Source organism: Curtobacterium citreum, from assembly GCF_006715175.1.
In the GTDB taxonomy this organism is placed as follows: Bacteria; Actinomycetota; Actinomycetes; order Actinomycetales; family Microbacteriaceae; genus Curtobacterium; species Curtobacterium citreum.
Genome location: NZ_VFMQ01000001.1, coordinates 1,945,743 through 1,961,005 on the forward strand (window position 1 = coordinate 1,945,743; position 15,263 = coordinate 1,961,005).

The 15,263-nt window shown below is 70.2% G+C and carries 17 protein-coding genes and 1 tRNA gene; 10 read left to right on the forward strand and 8 right to left on the reverse strand.

What is annotated here, in order from left to right; translation table 11 throughout:
* Nucleotides 1-183: 183 nt before the first annotated feature.
* The 4 genes from FB462_RS09180 to FB462_RS09195 form a co-directional block, all read right to left on the reverse strand.
* Complete coding sequence (locus tag FB462_RS09180) at nucleotides 184-825, reverse strand: response regulator (RefSeq protein ID WP_141861493.1); 642 nt, start codon at nucleotides 823-825, stop codon at nucleotides 184-186.
* Nucleotides 822-2,534 (reverse strand): sensor histidine kinase, encoded by a 1,713-nt coding sequence (locus FB462_RS09185; RefSeq protein ID WP_114851137.1) that lies wholly within the window; start codon nucleotides 2,532-2,534, stop codon nucleotides 822-824. The genes FB462_RS09180 and FB462_RS09185 overlap by 4 nt, the downstream gene beginning before the upstream one ends.
* 216 nt (nucleotides 2,535-2,750) lie before the next feature.
* On the reverse strand, nucleotides 2,751-3,608 hold the full coding sequence (locus FB462_RS09190) for a universal stress protein (RefSeq protein ID WP_141861495.1): 858 nt from the start codon (nucleotides 3,606-3,608) through the stop codon (nucleotides 2,751-2,753).
* 1 nt (nucleotide 3,609) lies between these two features.
* Nucleotides 3,610-4,482 carry a universal stress protein gene (locus FB462_RS09195; RefSeq protein WP_167510069.1) on the reverse strand — a complete coding sequence of 291 codons (873 nt, stop codon included), beginning with the start codon at nucleotides 4,480-4,482 and terminating at the stop codon, nucleotides 3,610-3,612.
* A gap of 252 nt (nucleotides 4,483-4,734) precedes the next feature.
* On the opposite strand from FB462_RS09195, the gene FB462_RS09200 reads away from it, so the two are divergent.
* The 5 genes from FB462_RS09200 (at nucleotide 4,735) to FB462_RS17355 (ending at nucleotide 9,254) form a co-directional block, all read left to right on the forward strand.
* The gene (locus FB462_RS09200; RefSeq protein ID WP_114851140.1) at nucleotides 4,735-5,526 is read left to right on the forward strand and encodes a universal stress protein; all 792 of its coding nucleotides are present in this window, start codon (nucleotides 4,735-4,737) and stop codon (nucleotides 5,524-5,526) included.
* Nucleotides 5,523-6,485 (forward strand): ABC transporter ATP-binding protein, encoded by a 963-nt coding sequence (locus FB462_RS09205; RefSeq protein ID WP_229666698.1) that lies wholly within the window; start codon nucleotides 5,523-5,525, stop codon nucleotides 6,483-6,485. Before FB462_RS09200 ends, FB462_RS09205 begins: the two co-directional genes overlap by 4 nt.
* Nucleotides 6,482-8,092, forward strand: a complete 1,611-nt coding sequence (locus tag FB462_RS09210) for an ABC transporter permease (protein WP_141861497.1) — start codon at nucleotides 6,482-6,484, stop codon at nucleotides 8,090-8,092. The genes FB462_RS09205 and FB462_RS09210 overlap by 4 nt, the downstream gene beginning before the upstream one ends.
* A 55-nt stretch (nucleotides 8,093-8,147) precedes the next feature.
* Nucleotides 8,148-8,999, forward strand: a complete 852-nt coding sequence (locus FB462_RS09215) for a universal stress protein (protein ID WP_114851142.1) — start codon at nucleotides 8,148-8,150, stop codon at nucleotides 8,997-8,999.
* Between the two features lie 81 nt (nucleotides 9,000-9,080).
* Entirely contained in the window at nucleotides 9,081-9,254 is a 174-nt protein-coding gene (locus FB462_RS17355) for a hypothetical protein (RefSeq protein ID WP_167510070.1), read from the forward strand.
* Nucleotides 9,255-9,271: 17 nt separating this feature from the next.
* Here the strand turns inward: FB462_RS17355 and FB462_RS09220 are convergent, their stop codons facing one another.
* On the reverse strand, nucleotides 9,272-9,982 hold the full coding sequence (locus FB462_RS09220; protein WP_114851143.1) for a hypothetical protein: 711 nt from the start codon (nucleotides 9,980-9,982) through the stop codon (nucleotides 9,272-9,274).
* 449 nt (nucleotides 9,983-10,431) lie between these two features.
* On the opposite strand from FB462_RS09220, the gene FB462_RS09225 reads away from it, so the two are divergent.
* Both FB462_RS09225 and FB462_RS09230 read left to right on the forward strand, forming a co-directional pair.
* The gene (locus tag FB462_RS09225; RefSeq protein WP_167510071.1) at nucleotides 10,432-10,941 is read left to right on the forward strand and encodes a hypothetical protein; all 510 of its coding nucleotides are present in this window, start codon (nucleotides 10,432-10,434) and stop codon (nucleotides 10,939-10,941) included.
* Nucleotides 10,942-11,116: 175 nt separating this feature from the next.
* Nucleotides 11,117-11,542 carry a hypothetical protein gene (locus tag FB462_RS09230; protein ID WP_141861499.1) on the forward strand — a complete coding sequence of 142 codons (426 nt, stop codon included), beginning with the start codon at nucleotides 11,117-11,119 and terminating at the stop codon, nucleotides 11,540-11,542.
* A gap of 310 nt (nucleotides 11,543-11,852) precedes the next feature.
* Here FB462_RS09230 and FB462_RS09240 read toward each other — a convergent pair whose 3' ends face one another.
* Entirely contained in the window at nucleotides 11,853-12,422 is a 570-nt protein-coding gene (locus FB462_RS09240) for an AAA family ATPase (protein ID WP_141861501.1), read from the reverse strand.
* Nucleotides 12,423-12,479: 57 nt separating this feature from the next.
* The gene (locus FB462_RS09245; protein WP_141861503.1) at nucleotides 12,480-13,385 is read right to left on the reverse strand and encodes a hypothetical protein; all 906 of its coding nucleotides are present in this window, start codon (nucleotides 13,383-13,385) and stop codon (nucleotides 12,480-12,482) included.
* A 107-nt stretch (nucleotides 13,386-13,492) separates the two neighbouring features.
* Here FB462_RS09245 and FB462_RS09250 point away from each other — a divergent pair, with 107 nt between their 5' ends.
* The gene (locus FB462_RS09250) at nucleotides 13,493-14,176 is read left to right on the forward strand and encodes an SMI1/KNR4 family protein (RefSeq protein WP_141861505.1); all 684 of its coding nucleotides are present in this window, start codon (nucleotides 13,493-13,495) and stop codon (nucleotides 14,174-14,176) included.
* 46 nt (nucleotides 14,177-14,222) lie between these two features.
* Nucleotides 14,223-14,612 carry a hypothetical protein gene (locus tag FB462_RS09255; protein ID WP_141861507.1) on the forward strand — a complete coding sequence of 130 codons (390 nt, stop codon included), beginning with the start codon at nucleotides 14,223-14,225 and terminating at the stop codon, nucleotides 14,610-14,612.
* A 51-nt stretch (nucleotides 14,613-14,663) separates the two neighbouring features.
* Here FB462_RS09255 and FB462_RS09260 read toward each other — a convergent pair whose 3' ends face one another.
* Nucleotides 14,664-14,870, reverse strand: coding sequence for a hypothetical protein (locus FB462_RS09260; protein ID WP_114851150.1), 207 nt, complete (start codon nucleotides 14,868-14,870; stop codon nucleotides 14,664-14,666).
* Between the two features lie 255 nt (nucleotides 14,871-15,125).
* On the opposite strand from FB462_RS09260, the gene FB462_RS09265 reads away from it, so the two are divergent.
* Nucleotides 15,126-15,197 (forward strand) — tRNA-Gly (locus tag FB462_RS09265).
* Nucleotides 15,198-15,263 lie beyond the last annotated feature (66 nt).

Sequence of the window (15,263 nt, forward strand, 5' to 3'; positions counted from 1 at the left end):
ACCACATCGTCTACGCGCTCGCGCTGATCGTGGTCGCCGTGCTCTCGGCCGGGGACACGTGGGGGCTCGGTGTCTGATGGAAGCGACTCCCCGCTGTTCGCAAGGCGCCGTGGCTCATCTGAGCCGAACGGACGCAGGGACAGAGCCCGAGGACGAGAGATCCCGTCCTCGGGCTCTGTCGTGTCACCGTGCGTCGGGTTTGCGTATCCCGTGGTCGGCGCCGTACAGCGCGGCCTGTGTCCGGCGCTCGAGTCCCAGTTTGGCGAGCAGCCCGGACACGTAGTTCTTCACGGTCTTCTCAGCGAGATCGAGCTGTTCGCCGATCTGGCGGTTCGTCAACCCGACGGCGATGAGTTCGAGCACCTGCCGTTCCCGGAGCGTGAGGTCCGGCAGGTCGTCCTCCGGCCGCCTGGTGATGCGTTCGACCGCCTGCGCCACCGGGACGGCCGGGAGGAGACTGCGACCTGCCGCGACCTGCCGGATGTCCTCGACCAGGGTCTGTCCGCGGATGTCCTTCACGACGTACCCGGACGCGCCGGCGAGCAGCGCTGCTTGCATCGCCGACTCGTCGTCGTACGCGGTCAGCATCAGGCACGCGATCTCCGGGTGCGCGGACCGCACCGAGCGGCACGCGTCGACGCCGCTGCCGTCCGGGAGGCGGACGTCGAGCACGACGACGTCCGGCCGGGTCGCCGCCACTCGGCCAGATGTGTCGCGTACGGTGCCGGCTTCTCCCACGACCTGGAGGTCGGGTTGGGCGTCGATGAGGTCCGCGACGCCGCGTCGCACGATCTCGTGGTCGTCGACGAGGAACACCTTGATCATCGTGGTTCCTTCCGTTCGGTTCGTCCGAGGGGTGCGGCCCAGACGACGGTGGTGCCGCCGTCGGCCCCGGGGCCGAGCTCGTAGCGTCCGCCGCGCATCGTCGCGCGGGCGGCCAGGTTGGCGGTACCGCTCCGACGCTCGCTCGACCCGGGACCAGGGCCGTCGTCCTCGACGACCACCTGCACGGCGTCGTCGGAGACGGCGACCTCGACCCGGCATTCCGCGCCCGGGGCGTGTCGCGCGACGTTGGCGACGGACTCCCGAACCGCGGCGACGACGTCGTGGGCGAGCGCCCCCGTAACGTCGATGTCGACCGGACCGCTGAAGGTGATGCGAGGCGGGCGGGAGAGTGCTGGGCGGAGCTCTGTGACGACGTCCAGCAGCCGTTCCCGGGTGCTCCGTGCGGCTGGGCGGTCGGAGCTGCCGAGCGTGAAGACCGCTGTGCGGACCTCAGCGATCGCCGCGTCGATGGCGCTGACCTGCTCCTCGAGGTGGTCGCGGAGGTCCTCCGGGACGCGCAGGGCGGTCGCCTGCAGTGCCAGTCCGGATCCGAACAGCCGTTGGATGACGTGGTCGTGCAGGTCCCTGGCGATCCTGCTGCGGTCCTCGGCGAGTTCCAGGCGCCGTCGGTCTCGACGGCCCCGCGCCACTGCGAGTGCGACGCTGGTCTGCCGGCCGAACTCGCCCGCCATGCCCAGTTCGGCGTCGGCGAACACCGGGCCGCCCGGCCCGCGGGCGACGACGAGCGCGCCGAGTGCGTCGCCGGCCACCCGGAGCGGGATCGCGATCGTCGGCCCGAGCGGGGGCGTCCACTCGACCCCGGCGACCGCGGTTCCGGTCGTGTCCGCGACGACGGCACCCGTGTCGATGGCACGCCCGGCGAGCGATCCGGCGGCGGGGTACCGGCGGTCGCGGACCGGGTCCGCGACAGGACCGACCGCGATCGCCACCTGCAGGTACTCGGCGTCGGCGTCGGGCAGGACGATGGTGACCAGGTGCGCGTCGACGAACGCGAGGACCCGGTCGGCGATGATCGTGAGGACGTCCTCGATGGACTCGTCCGCGACGAGCGCCGAACTGACGTCGGCCGTCGCGGTCGCCCACCGTTCGCGCAGCTGGCTCTCTTCGAACAGACGCGCGTTGTCGATAGCCACGCCTGCGGTCGCGCCGAGCGCCTCGACGAGCTCCTGATCCTCCTGCGTGAAGTGCCCGCGACGCGGGTTCGTCAGGTAGAGGTTGCCGTAGACCTTGTCGCGCACCCGCAGCGGCACCCCGAGGAACCCCTCCATCGGCGGGTGACCCGCCGGGAACCCAGCGGAGCGCGGGTCCTCACCGAGGTGCTCCAACCGGACGGGGCGCGCGTCCTGCATGACGGCCCCGAGCACACCCTTGCCTCGGGGGAGGTGTCCGATGCGCCGGACGTGCTCCTCGTCCATCCCGACGTGGATTAACCGTTCGAGTTCCTCGCCGTCCGGTGCGATCACGCCGAGCGCGCCGTACTCCGCGTCGACGAGTTCCAGGGCCGCGGCCACGACCGCGTGCAACGTGTCCTCGAGGGCCAGGTGCTCGACGATCCGCCGGTTCGCGGCGAGGAGGTTCCGCAATCTGCCCTGCGTGCGGAGCACCGCCTGCGCACGGTCGACCAGTTCATCGATGGTGCGCTCGAGTGCGGAACGCGGAGCATCCGGGAATGCGAGCGGTTCGACCATGAGGTCCCTTCGGGTGTGGAAGTTCCGATCCTAGGACGGCTGATCGAACGGAGTCCGCGGTCCCTGACCGCGGTGCGGGCGCTCGACCGGACCGGGGCGCTCGATCCGCTTCGGGTCCGGATCAGGCGCCCCGCGGTGAGCAATGTAGAGGAGCGCTGGAGTCAGCGGTAGGACCAAGGTCCCACGACCTCGTCGCCCCCGGGACGCCCGGTACAGTCATCGCTCCAGGAGTTCACGTCGCCGCTGCGGCACCACCGCCACGGGCGCGCGTCCCTGCGTGATGAGGCCGTGCGCGGTGGAACCGGTGAACAGGCCGCCGATGGTGGTGCGGTGCCGGCGTCCGAGGACCACCAGCGAGGCGAACGGCGCGTGCGCCAGGAGTCGCTCGACGGGGTCCCCTTCCTCGAGTAAGGGGTGGTGGCGCAACCCGGGGTACCGCATGTGCAGGAGTCGCTCGCTGTCGGCGAGGACGGCACGGTTGTGCTCCTCGTACAGCTGCGGGTCCTCGAGCACGCTCAACGCGCCCGTCGCTGTGGCCACCGGGAGCTTCCACGCCCGGAGCGCGCCGAGGCGGTGGCGGCTCCGCAGCGCCTCTTCGGCGGCGAACCGCAGAGCTGCGTCCCCCGTCGACGTGTCGACTCCGAGGAGGACGTCACCGTCGACCGGGACCCAGTCCTCGGGAACGACAACGACCGGGAGGTCGGCGACCGTCGGGATGCGTTCCGGCATCCAACCGTCGAGCGCCGTCCGCAGTCGGTGTTGGCGGCGGTTACCGATCACGAGGAGGTCCGCGTCGGCGGCGACTTCGAGCAACGTGCGGTCGGGTGCCCCGAACCGCACCAGGGTCTCGACGCCCACGTGACTCCTGTCAGGGAGCCGCGCCGCTGCTGCTTCCACCAGCGCTCGATCGGCGCGGGGATCCGTTGACCATCCGTTCGTGACGGTGACGACGTCGACACGGCTGCCGGACGGAAGATCCCGTTCGATCACCCAGTCGATCGTGCGCAGACTCGCCTCGTGCTCGTCGATGCCGACCACGACGTGTTGCGGAACGGGAGCCGCAGCGTCTCGCATGTCAATGCACCTCCGCCGGCGAGGGTACGGCTGAGGCCGTCGCCGGCACTGCGGCGGCCGGCTGGGGGACGATGCAGACCGGCGAGTGGGCGCGGTGCATCAGCGCTTCACCGACCGAACCTCCGAGGAACGCCCCGATGGCGGTCCGGTGTCGTCGCCCGGTGACGATGAGCGAGGCATCGGCCCCGGCTTCCTCCAGGAGTGCGGCCGCGGTCTGGCCGTGTCGACGAGCCGCGCGGACGACGAGGTCTGGGTGGCGGTCCGCCACGGCACGGCTCGCGGCCTGGAGCTCGAGCGTGCTCTCGTGCTCCCACAGCTCCCGGTCGTCCGCGAGGTAGATGTTCGCGTACGGGGAGATCGTCAGCGGGATGTCCCAGGCCCGGACGAGGACGAGTTCGCTGCCACGGACAGCAGCCTGGTCCGCGGCGAACGCGAGCGCGGCCGAGGCGGTCCGACCGTCGACGCCGACCACGACCGGGCCCGCACCGTGGTGCCAGTGCTCGGGGACGGCGATGACGGGCACGGTGGTACGTGCCACGACGCGTTCAGCGATCCGGCCGCCGAGCGTCGCGAGCACGACGTGCGCCTGACGGGCACCGAGCACGAGGACGTCGCTGTCCTCGGAGTCCAGCAGCAGTCGCTCCACCGTCGGCCCCTCCGGCACGGACTGCTCGACCATCAGCCCAGGGTGACGCCGACGCAACCGCGTCTCTGCCTGTTCGAGCCGCTGCTCGGTCCGCAGCACCGTCTCGGAGTAGAGCTCGCTGACCGTGAGGAGCCGAACGCGGTCTCCTGGGCGGAGGTTCTCGTCGATCCATTCGATGGTCCGCGAGCCGGCGTCGGTGTCGTCGACCGCGACGGTGTAGCTGGTCATGGTTGCTCCTCGGCAGGTTCTTCCGGTCTGTGCCCGGCTGGCGACCGCGGTGGTCGCCTGCCACGACGGTAGGTCGACCACAGCGAGCCGTGGAGGGTCGAACGTCCTACCGGTGTTGGCAGGCTTCTCCATTCCGAGACGGTTGCCGGGTCGGTCCGGGCGCACCGGGACCTTCGACACTGTTCCCGCGGCGGATGGACCCGCAGCCTCGTAGCGGAGGGGGTACCGACCGCCTCCAGGAAGGGGTCAGCGATGACCAGACGATTCGTCGTCGGGTGGGATGGGTCGTCCGCGGCTCGCGGCGCACTCGCGTGGGCACTGGATCGCGTTGAAGGCGGGCCGAACCGCCTCATCGTCGTCCACGCTGTCCCAGCGGACTCTGCCGCGCCGTCCCTGTCGACCGCCGACTTCTCCGTGCGGGCGGCCGTCAACGCCGTCATCGACACCGACCACGCCGTTCGGGTGGACGTCGAGGTGCACCGTGGGCACCCGACCGCGGTGCTGCTCGCTTCGGTGGACGCAGACTCCGTCCTCGTCGTGGGCCGGGACGGGGTGCCGGCAGCGCGTGGCTCGCGGCCCTCGCTCGCGGACCGCCTCGTAGGCGCAGCCCCCTGCACGGTCGTGGTCGTTCCGCTCGCGCCCGGGGCACGTCGGGACGGGATCGTCGTCGCGGTGGATCCGGGCGCTTCGTCGCGTCCTTCGCTGCGCTTCGCGGTTCAGGAGGCGCGGCGCACGAGACAGTCGATCGTGGCCGTCAGCGCATGGTCACCCCGACACGGCAATGGTGCCGAGGACCCGGGCGGCGTCGAGCGGACCCGTCGGTTGCGCATGCTGGAGGAACAGGTGGAGGACGCTCTCGCCGAGGCGCCGGACGTGGACGTCGTCCGGCGACTCGTTGCGGGTCCGCCGGCGCGGCGCATCGTGGAATCCGCCGAGGCCGCGTCATTGCTCGTCATCGGAGCGGGACACCGGCGCGCGAGGGCCGGAACAGTGACCGAGCAGGTCGTCCGCGCGTCCCGCACGCCTGTCGCGGTCGTCCGGTGAATCGGTCGTCGACCGGGCTGACGGGCTCTGCCGCCGTCCGGATCCGCGGGCTCGAGAAACGCTACGGGCGTGTCCGAGCAGTCGATGGCCTCGACCTGGACGTCGCCGCGGGGGAGGTGCACGGGTTCCTCGGGCCGAACGGCGCGGGCAAGACCAGCACCATGCGGATCCTCCTCGGTCTCAGTAAGGCGACGCGCGGGGACGTCCGAGTGCTCGGTGGCGATCCGTGGAGCGACGCGGTGTCGCTCCACCGCCGGATGGCGGCCGTTTCCGGGGACGCGGCTCTGTGGCCCGGGCTGACCGGGGGCGAAACGATCGACCTCCTGACTTCGTTGCGCGGCGGCGCGGTGCGATCCCGTCCCGTCCGAGCGAAGCGGGCCGCGCTGCTCGAGGATTTCGCACTCGACCCCACGAAACGCGTCCGTGCGTACTCGCGAGGCAACCGCCAGAAGGTTCTCCTCGTCGCCGCACTGCTCCTCCCGGCGGAGCTCTACCTGTTCGACGAGCCGACGACGGGACTCGACCCCCTGATGCAGGAGGTGTTCGCGCGACACGTCCGAGCGTCGCACGACGTTGGAGCGACCGTGCTCCTGTCGTCCCACGTCCTGAGCGAAGCACAGGCGCTCTGCACGACCGTTTCGATCGTCCGCGCCGGTCGGGTGGTCGAGACGGGCTCGATGGCGGAGCTGCGACGGCGCACGCGGACCACTGTCTCCTTCGACGCCGCAGGATCGATCCGCGAGGTGCGCGCCGCCCTGCCCGAAGCGCGCGATCTCTCCGTGACGGGCGCCCGGTTCTCCTGCAGCGTCGCGGAGTCGGACGTCGTGGCCGCTCTCCCCCGGCTCGCGGCACTCGACATCACCGGTCTCGTCATCGCTCCGCCGTCCCTGGAGGAGTTGTTCCTGCACCAGTACGAGACCGAGTCGGTCTCGGCGGCAACCGCATGGAGCACGTCATGATCCTGCTGCTGGTCCGGTCACGCCTCCGGGCAGACCTGTGGCAGCTCGTCGGCTGGGTCCTGGGGCTCGCGGTCACGACGTCGCTGGTCACCGTCCAGGTCGCCGCGACGTTCCCCACCGGAGCCGCTCGTGCGGCCACGCTCCGCGTACTCCTCGCCACGCCCGTCGTCCTGGTGTTCAGAGGGACACCTGACGGCGCCTCTGCTGGGGCGTTCTTGACCGCCCTCAGCCTGTCGTTCGTCGCTTTCCTGGTCGGGATGATGAACGTCTTCCTCGTCACCCGGCACAGTCGCGCGGCCGAGGAGAGTGGTCTCGGGGACACTCTGAGCTCCACCGCGACGGCCCGGACCGGACCAGTCGTGAGTGTGCTGTTGTTCGTGGTGGCCTGGAACGCCATCGCCGGTGTCGCGGTTGCATCGGGCACCGCCCTCACAGCGGAGCCTCCGGGCGGATCGATGCTGTTCGGTGCAGCGTGCGCGGGCACCGGGGTGGGTACGGCCGGAGTCGTCCTGCTCCTCGCACAGTTCTTCCCGTCTGGACGCGCCACCAACGCCACGGGAGCCATCGTCTTGGTGGCGTGGTACTTCATCCGGGGCATCGGGGATGCAACCGGCACCGCAGACATGCGCACGCTGGTCCTGCGACCGTCGTGGGTCAGCTGGGCGAGTCCGATCGGTTGGGCGCAGGCGACCCGGCCGTTCGGCGAGCAGTCGCTCTGGCCCCTCGTCCTCGGACCCACGCTCTTCGTCGCGGCCGGCGTGGGTGCCGTCGTCACGGCGGGCCGTCGAGATGTCGGGTCGGCGACCATCGGCCACCGACCGGGACGAGCGGATGCCCGCCTGTGGCTGCGGGGAGCGTTCGGCCTGGCTGTCCGCCTCGACCGGGCGGTCCTGGTCACGTGGACGATCGCGATCCTCGCCTTCAGTGCGCTCGTCGGTTCACTGTCGGGTGTGGTCACCGACCAGCTCACTTCCGTATCTCCGGCGGTCACGAGGACGATCACGGCCATGGGCGGCGGAGCGCAGGACGTGTCGGAGTCGTTCGTCCGACTGGGTGCAGAGACCATCGGAGTCCTGGTCTCGGCCATGTGCGTGCAGGGAGCGCTCCGACTGCGGCGGGAGGAGGCCAGCGCGCGAGCAGATCTCCTGATCGTCAGCGGTGCCAGCCGCACGGCGTGGTTCTTCGCGTTCGCTGCACTCCCCGGCGCGGTCGCTGCTGTGGTGCTTTTGCTGTCCGGACTGGTCGCGGCCGTCGCCGCGGGGGAGGTCGGCGGCACGTCGGCGCCTTGGGCGACAGCGCCGCTCGGCCAACTGCCGGCGGTGCTCGTCATGCTCGCCGTGTCCGCGTTCGTCCTCGCGATCGTGCCGCGCACGAGCGTGGCGCTCGCCTGGTCGCTCTACGCTGCCGCGGCCTTCGTCGGCGAGTACGGCAGCATCGCCGGCTTGCCGGAGTCGCTGCGCCGACTGAGCCCGTTCGAGCACGTCGTGGATCCCTTTCACACGGGGCCGAGCGTGGCCGCTGCCGTCGCGATCACGGCCGGCGCGCTCGTCGTCGTCGGGATCTCGGCGCTCGCTATGCGGTTCAGGGACACGGGGTCAGACCATTGACGAGCACGCCGAGCGCAAGGAAGCGGACGACCGAGGAACGAGAAAGGAACCGACGATGCTGAAGCAGGTGCGTTGGAGCGTCGCGATCGACGAGACCGCGGCGGGCTGGAACACGCTCCAGTGGATCGCGCACAACGTCGCGGATGGTGACGTAGTACGGCTGGTGACCATCCACGAGCGGTTCGGTGAGGCAGCGGAGCGTTCAACGGGTCGGCTGACGATCGCACGGCATCTGCTCACCGAGCGGCATCCCGATCTCAGGATCGAGCAGGAAGTCATGAACGGCCCGACACTGGGTCGACTCGTTGGGGAGACCGGCGAATCGGACATCCTGGTGATCGGCGGACGCCGCAGCGACCGGGTCTGGGCGTCCGTCACCGGTCGTGTCGCGGAACGAGTCATGGCCGGGGTGAAAGGCCCGGTGGTGGTCGTACCCGAACGGTGGCAGCCCACTCCCGCTCCTTCCGTCGTGGTCGGTGTCGAAGCCCAGACGGCCACGAGCGCACTCGAGTTCGCCTCGGAGAGAGTTGGGCAACGCGGCGGCGACCTCGTCCTCGTCCGAGCCTGGGAACCACCGACGAGCGTGTCGCCGATCGGTCGGGTGTACCTCGCGCGGGACGCGCCACGCTGGGAGCACGAGGGACAACTCGAACTGGACGCTGCCATCCGCAGGGTGAGCCGAGAACTCCCTGACCTGCGCGTGCGCGCGGAGCTCCGTCAGGGGCGCCCGGCAGCAGTCCTGCAGCGCAGCGGAGAAGCCGCGGCACTCATCGTCATCGGACGACGCCACCGGTCGGCCGTCGCCGGCAGTCTCTTCGGGTCCGTAGGAGAACACCTCGTGCACGACGGCCGCGTCCCCGTGTGCGTGGTGCCCCAGCAGCTCGATAGGCCCTCCGCGGACCTGTGACACCGGCGACACCGCCCACGAACGGCCAGTCTCCGCGCATACCTCCCCTGTACCGATCAACGGTTCAAGGATGGAGACGACATGTTGCAGGCAGGTACGCTCGTGGTAGCTCTTCAGGATCACGGCGGTGTGAGCCGGTCGTTCGTCCGTAGCGGCGAGCAGGGCGTGGTCACGCAGGGCGGGTGGTGGCCGGTGCAGGTGCGGTGGCAAGGGCGGTCCTACAGTCAGCCTGCCTACGTCGACGAGATCGCCTGACAGGCAGCGCGGCGTCGTCACTGCGCTGAGGATGCGCGGGTCCCGAGCGCCCGCTCCCACACGCGGCGGGTACGGCGCGCGGTCGGGGTGTCCTCGCCCAGTCCGTCGCAGAACGCGCGGACCCAGCTCAAGGCGTCCTGCCGAGGCACTCGGAACTCGTTGCCCACGTAGTAGGCGGAGTCCGGCAGCGGCACGACGTTGATGATGTAGTACAGCGACCGGCGCGGCACACCGATCTCATCCGCGATCCAGCCCAGGCCGACGGAGGAACGGTCGGGGTGGCGGTGGCAGGGGAACGGTCGGCGGCGGGTGGTGCGACGCTCTTCCACGAACTGGCGGGCATCGTCGATGGGGATCTGGATCGAGTTGCCGATGCGGCGGGCAGAGTCGGGGAGGGCACCCTCGGAGCTGAGCACCCACACGCGTCGCTGGGTCACGTTCAGCTGCGCGGCGATCCACGCGAGGTCCACGGTCTCGACGTCGTCCGGGAAGGGTTCGATGCCGTACCCGTAGAACCGGCGCTTGTCGGATCGGCGTTCCTCGATGAACGGCTCGGCGCTGGTGAGGGGGATGCGCAGTTTCCCGGTTTCGTCCCGGTAGGTGCCGGCGGGCAGTTTGCCCTTCGAGGACCAGGCGTAGGCGCTCCCCATCGCGACACCGACGGCGCCGGCGAGCTCGCGGAGGGTCATGGTCTCGGTCACCGGGACGTTCTTCGTGCTGGTGGTCATCTGGGGCTCCTGGTGCTAAGGGCCGACCTGTTGACGACCTCATCCACGTGTATGCGGCGAAACCAGGACGAGCTGTGGGTGCCGGTCGTCGTCAGTCGGTCAGCGGGGCCGGCTTCCCCGCCGACTTCACGTCCGGAAGTCGGAGCTAACCGCAGGGGCATGCCGATCGGCGGGGTTCCAGGGCACTAGTCTCGTCCCTTCCGGCCGGAGGGTAAGAGCTATGGATAGGGATCTATATGTATGGGGGAGGTGGGAGGGGAGATGTATCCCTCTTCTTCTTCAGATCTATATCTGTGTTCAAGAAGTTAAGAAGAAGAAAGAAGGCCCTACTTCCGCAGCAGGCTGCGGAACTGGCTGACTTGCCAGACCGCTCAACCCGTTGAGCGTCAGCCGTGATCTTCGCAAGCCAGGGGCTGGATCAACTCGGGTTTCGCCGCATCGTGTTGAGCATGGCCAGCACGACCCACTTCTCTCGGTTCACCTCAGGACTCTCGCGCTGCCCGGGAGCCGAGCTGGAAACCGAACCCATGGACCTCACGACCGCGGTTGGAGTCCCGGTGACCACGATGATCATCAGCTGCGGCAGAGACTGCGCGGTCGTGGACGATGCGACGACCGCATTGCAGTGGATGTTCCCGGGCGCGACCACTCGGGCAGACTTCGCCTCCCGGACTGCCGAGGCCGCTCAGGCCGCGGAGCGAGCGCACTACGAACAGGTCCGGTGGTGCGTCGCTGCCCACAGGATGTCCGCTTCGCAGCACCGGCTCTACGCAGCACCGAAGGACACCCACTTCGACGGGCCGCTTCCGTTGCGGTGGCTCGGAGTCCCGCCGCTGTACCTGACGGGAACGCAGCTCGGCGAGCGACCGCTCCCGAGCGGTCTCACTGAGCGGGTGTGCGGAGCGCCCGATGCGTGCTTGCGGCTGCTCGCTGACGCAGGCGTCATCGAGTTGTGGTGAATCGACGAGGGTTGCCCTGGTCCGCGCATAGGTGCCCCGAGGACGACATCCGTCATGGACGGGGATCCGGAACGGAGAAGCCACGTTGACCGAGGTACACCCCGAAAGGACGATCGAGCACTGGGGCGGTGTTCTCGTCACGCTGGACGGCGCGTCGGGCACTGAATGGCGCGAGTTGCCGTGGTCCCTCCTGCGCGAGGCGCTCCGTGCGCACGCGCTCGGTCCGGGCGGGGAACTGCTCGTCATCGAGTGCCGCGACACCGATGCCGAAGACGCCGCGGTACGCGGGCGAGCGCAGGTGCTCTCCCTCGGTGCCGGGTACGGCGTCATCGTGGAACTCCGGGACGACACCAAGGACGTGTCGTTGTACGAGCGCATCGCACTGCGCGACGAGCCTCGGGATGTCCTCCGACTGACGCTCTCTCCGACCTGGACCGCCGTCGTGCGCCAGGCCGAGATCCTCTCGCCGTGGCAAGCTGCCTCTGTCCTCGGGTGGATGATGCCCTGCGACGTTCCCCTGCTCGACGACTACTGGACGTCAGAGCAGGCTCTCGACTTCTGGCAGGACGTCCGAGCGGGCCGTCGCCGCTCACCGGTGTGATGCCGCACGACATCGTCTCGTCGCCAGTTCGTGGCACGTTTCTTGGCACGAATCTGTACGCATCGCCGTTCATCTCCGTTGATGTCGGTTCCATTCGGAAGCCCGCACCGGCGCGGATCTCGGGCCAGATGCCAGCCACGACGGGCAGGCCGTTCGACGGCACATTTCCCTGACACGAAAGAGGTCACTGGTTCGATCCCAGTATCGCCCACCACATGGAAACCCCCGCTTCGGCGGGGGTTTTCGCGTTTCCTGCAGCGCAACCGGTGGATCCCCTGAACGGCGGAGGGCTGCACCGATCTGCGTGCCGTCAACGGGCGTGCACCGCGATGCGCCCGCGGTCTCCCACGACCGCGTGTTCGACCACGAGTCGAACGGTCTCGTCCACGGACTGCGACGCCGTGTCGATCCACCAACCCTGGTCCCGGAACCCGTCCCGCATCGAGCGGTCGAGCGCCTCGTGCCCGTCGAACTCGAAACGGTCCGCCGATGGCCGCGCGGCGTTCCGGGCTCTGCAGGTCGCTCCGCCGGGTGCCAGGACCACGAGGGAGGTCGGGGCCCGCGGCAGCACGCCGAGGAGGTGGTCGAGGTGGTGCGCATCGGGGAGGACGCAGTCGACGACCGTGTCGAAGCCTGCGGTCACGAAGTTCGTGGTCAGCGCGCCGATGTTCCGGTGGCACAACGCCATCTGCCGTGCGGCCTCGTCCGCGGGGTGTCCCAGCGGCCACACCGCGCCGGACCTGACCATCCGGCTGACGTCGTCCGCGGCGACACGGGCCGCGCGTGGCAGCGCAGCGGCGAGGCGCGCACTGACGGTCGACTTGCCCGCCCCGGGCATGCCGGTGATGATCCAGGTCCGCCCACCACGCTCGACTGCCATGCGCCGAGTCTGCCGTGCCGTGACGTCCTCCGCGCGGACGTCGTTCGTGCTCGTCCGTCAGCCGACGCGTCGAGCGGCAGCGGAGCCGACCGTCCCGGAAACCTCGGTCCCGTTCCCGTCCGGCCACCACACGGACACCCGCTGTCCGTCCGCGTCGACCGGTGTCGCCTCGAACGCGGCGACGACCGCCTTCGCCTGACGCTCCGTCGGGACGACCGCAGTCACCAGGGACCCGGACACGGAGAACCTCCGGACATCCGGATCCGCTGCGGCGACTCGAGCCGCCGTCTCGACGGTCGTCTCCGACACCGGTGACGAGCCGGTGACGGATACGTACGTCGTCCACGTCTTCGCTGTCCCGACGTACACCGACGACGGGTCGTCGCCGTCCAGGTGCGCGCGCAGCCAGGCCGCTGCTGCGGGAAGGGACGACGGAGTCCGCACGCGGACGGTCGTGGAAGCCCCCTGCTGGGCGACCGTCACGTCCGGGAGCGCGGCCGCCGCGGTCACCAACCGGAAGCCCCGTTCGTCCACCGTCAGCGGCGCCGCGGACGGCGCTGGTGTCGCACCGGACGGGTTCGCCAGGTCGAGCTCCCACGCGGCGAGGTCGTGCCCGGCGGGCGCCCTGACGGTCGCCGTCGATGGTCCGAGCGCCGCCCGCACCGAGCGGACCTGCTCGAGCGTGAACCCGGCACGGACACGAACGGTGAAGTCCGCCGACCACGCGGCCGTCTCGAGGTACTCCCGGGACACGCAGTGCGAGTCGTCCGGCTGCCAGTACCGCGCGGTGACCACCACCACCCCCGGCAACGCTTCGAGACGCTTCACCGTCGGCGCGTACTCCGCGGTGACCGACGGACCCGGCTCGAGCGGTGAGCACCACGAACCGGCACCGCAGCCGGTGAGCGCGGTCGCGGCCGCAGCCCCCACGACTGCAGCCGCGACCCACCGGATTCCCCTCACCACCCCACTGTGCCGAGGACCGCACGCCGACACATCAGCCCACAGGACGAACTGTGTCCTGCGACGTAGCCGGGTGGTCAGTTGGCGACCACCGGTGCGGTGGATCGATGGACCTGGGCCGACTCTTCCGGCGGGGGAACCACGACCCTGCACCAGCCGACGACGCGACCGACCGGCTCCGAGCAGCGCTCGCCCGGCTCGTCGCCCGCATCCCTGGCGACACGATGCTGCACCCGCCGGCGACCGAAGCCGCACTCACGCACGCGGGGACGCACCTCGGCAGGGAACTGCCGGCGGACGTCCGCGCGCTGTACCTGCTGCACGACGGACAACACCAGTACACGGCAGCGGATCCGCGCTTCGCCGCCGGCCTGTTCGCCGGGGCGCCGCTGCTGCCGGTACAGGACCTGCTCCTGAACTGGGACAACTGGGCGGGGTTCGAGTCCCGGGAGGACATGGACGAGTTCGCGTCCTCGGACCCCGACGGGTTCGTGCAGGCGAAGTACTCCGTCCGCGGGTGGATCCCGCTCACCCACGACGGCAGCGGCAGCCACATCGGCGTGGACCTCGATCCCGGCCCAGCCGGCACCGTCGGACAGGTCATCACCTTCGGGTCGGACGACGAGGGGCACCACGTGCTCGCGCCGACCCTGGCGTCGTACCTCGAGCAGGTGTCCGACCTCGTCGAGTCCGGTGACCTCATCCCGTCTGCGGACGAGGACGACCCGGACTGGACGTCCAGCCGCCCGCTGTCGCAGCTGTTCCACCCGACCGGGCGTCCAGCCGCCTGACCGGCGATCGCGCCGGACCGCCGCCGTGCTGTGGCAACATGCGTCCATGCGGATCTGGCCGAGGCGTGCTGCACGGACACCGCCGCACGAGGTGATCGACGTCCACCCGGGCGTGCCGCCGCTCAGTGCGTGGGGCCGCAACGGCATCGTCGGCACGATCGGGTCCGGTCCGGCCGCCGGGGCGACCGTGGTCGCGCACCCGCACTGGAACGAGCGCGGTGCCCTGGACTACTACGAACTGGAGGTCTGGGACCGGACGGGACCCGTGTTCGACGAGGACGGCCGCTTCGTCATGGAGGACTGGGGGCCCGATGATCGGGTGCCCGGTACGGAGGGGGGTCTCGTCGACGCGCTGACCCGTGAGGTCGACGTCACGTGGTGGACCGACCAGGAACGCCTCGACGCGTTCTGGTCGACGCACTGGGACCGCCGCTGAACCGTCCGTCGCCGATCGCCAGCACGGTGCGGACGGACACCGGGGCCCTGGTCAGACCGGCCGGTAGATCGCGATCGGGGGAGCCGACGGGTCGCCGTCGTCGTGCGCGTCGCCGGTGGCGAGCCAGACCCGGTCCTCGTGCTCGATCGTCGTCGGCAGGTCGCCGTGCACGAGGATGCGGATCGCGGGGGCTTCGCCGTCGATCAGGTCGACGCCGTGGGCCTCGGTGCCGCCGGGGTTGTCGTGCACGTAGCTCATGGGCCCAGTGAACCCGTCCGGGGCTGGGAACACCTCGCCCTGGCCGCCCGGTCCCTCGCAGCGTTCGGGTCACCGCGATGGACCGGGCAGCGGGGCGGGTGACCCCGGTGTCCGAGGACGGCCGTCCTCGGCACCGAGGAGTCATCCGGAGACCGGCGGGTACCGGATTGGTCCGACGTGCCGGAGCAAGCGACGCGCCCGGTGGAGCACACGATCCGCGTGCCCAGCCGATGTCGGGGTAGAGTGTTCGAGTACGCGGATGTGGCGCAGTGGTAGCGCATCACCTTGCCAAGGTGAGGGTCGCGAGTTCGAATCTCGTCATCCGCTCGGAACACGCGAAGCAGCACGGTCAGCATCGCGACACGAAGGCCCCGGTCAGTCGATCGGGGCCTT

What these genes read in the sequence shown, in the direction of transcription:
- FB462_RS09240 (WP_141861501.1), bottom strand. Translation starts at nt 12,422, where the DNA reads ATGGCAGTCGAGCGTGGTGGGCGGACCTGGATCATCACCGGCATGCCC.
- FB462_RS09195 (WP_167510069.1), bottom strand. Translation starts at nt 4,482, where the DNA reads ATGACCAGCTACACCGTCGCGGTCGACGACACCGACGCCGGCTCGCGG.
- FB462_RS09260 (WP_114851150.1), bottom strand. Translation starts at nt 14,870, where the DNA reads ATGAGCTACGTGCACGACAACCCCGGCGGCACCGAGGCCCACGGCGTC.
- FB462_RS09190 (WP_141861495.1), bottom strand. Translation starts at nt 3,608, where the DNA reads ATGCGAGACGCTGCGGCTCCCGTTCCGCAACACGTCGTGGTCGGCATC.
- FB462_RS09215 (WP_114851142.1), top strand. Translation starts at nt 8,148, where the DNA reads ATGCTGAAGCAGGTGCGTTGGAGCGTCGCGATCGACGAGACCGCGGCG.
- FB462_RS09255 (WP_141861507.1), top strand. Translation starts at nt 14,223, where the DNA reads ATGCGGATCTGGCCGAGGCGTGCTGCACGGACACCGCCGCACGAGGTG.
- FB462_RS09185 (WP_114851137.1), bottom strand. Translation starts at nt 2,534, where the DNA reads ATGGTCGAACCGCTCGCATTCCCGGATGCTCCGCGTTCCGCACTCGAG.
- FB462_RS09210 (WP_141861497.1), top strand. Translation starts at nt 6,482, where the DNA reads ATGATCCTGCTGCTGGTCCGGTCACGCCTCCGGGCAGACCTGTGGCAG.
- FB462_RS09250 (WP_141861505.1), top strand. Translation starts at nt 13,493, where the DNA reads ATGGACCTGGGCCGACTCTTCCGGCGGGGGAACCACGACCCTGCACCA.
- FB462_RS09200 (WP_114851140.1), top strand. Translation starts at nt 4,735, where the DNA reads ATGACCAGACGATTCGTCGTCGGGTGGGATGGGTCGTCCGCGGCTCGC.
- FB462_RS09180 (WP_141861493.1), bottom strand. Translation starts at nt 825, where the DNA reads ATGATCAAGGTGTTCCTCGTCGACGACCACGAGATCGTGCGACGCGGC.
- FB462_RS09225 (WP_167510071.1), top strand. Translation starts at nt 10,432, where the DNA reads ATGGCCAGCACGACCCACTTCTCTCGGTTCACCTCAGGACTCTCGCGC.
- FB462_RS09220 (WP_114851143.1), bottom strand. Translation starts at nt 9,982, where the DNA reads ATGACCACCAGCACGAAGAACGTCCCGGTGACCGAGACCATGACCCTC.
- FB462_RS17355 (WP_167510070.1), top strand. Translation starts at nt 9,081, where the DNA reads ATGTTGCAGGCAGGTACGCTCGTGGTAGCTCTTCAGGATCACGGCGGT.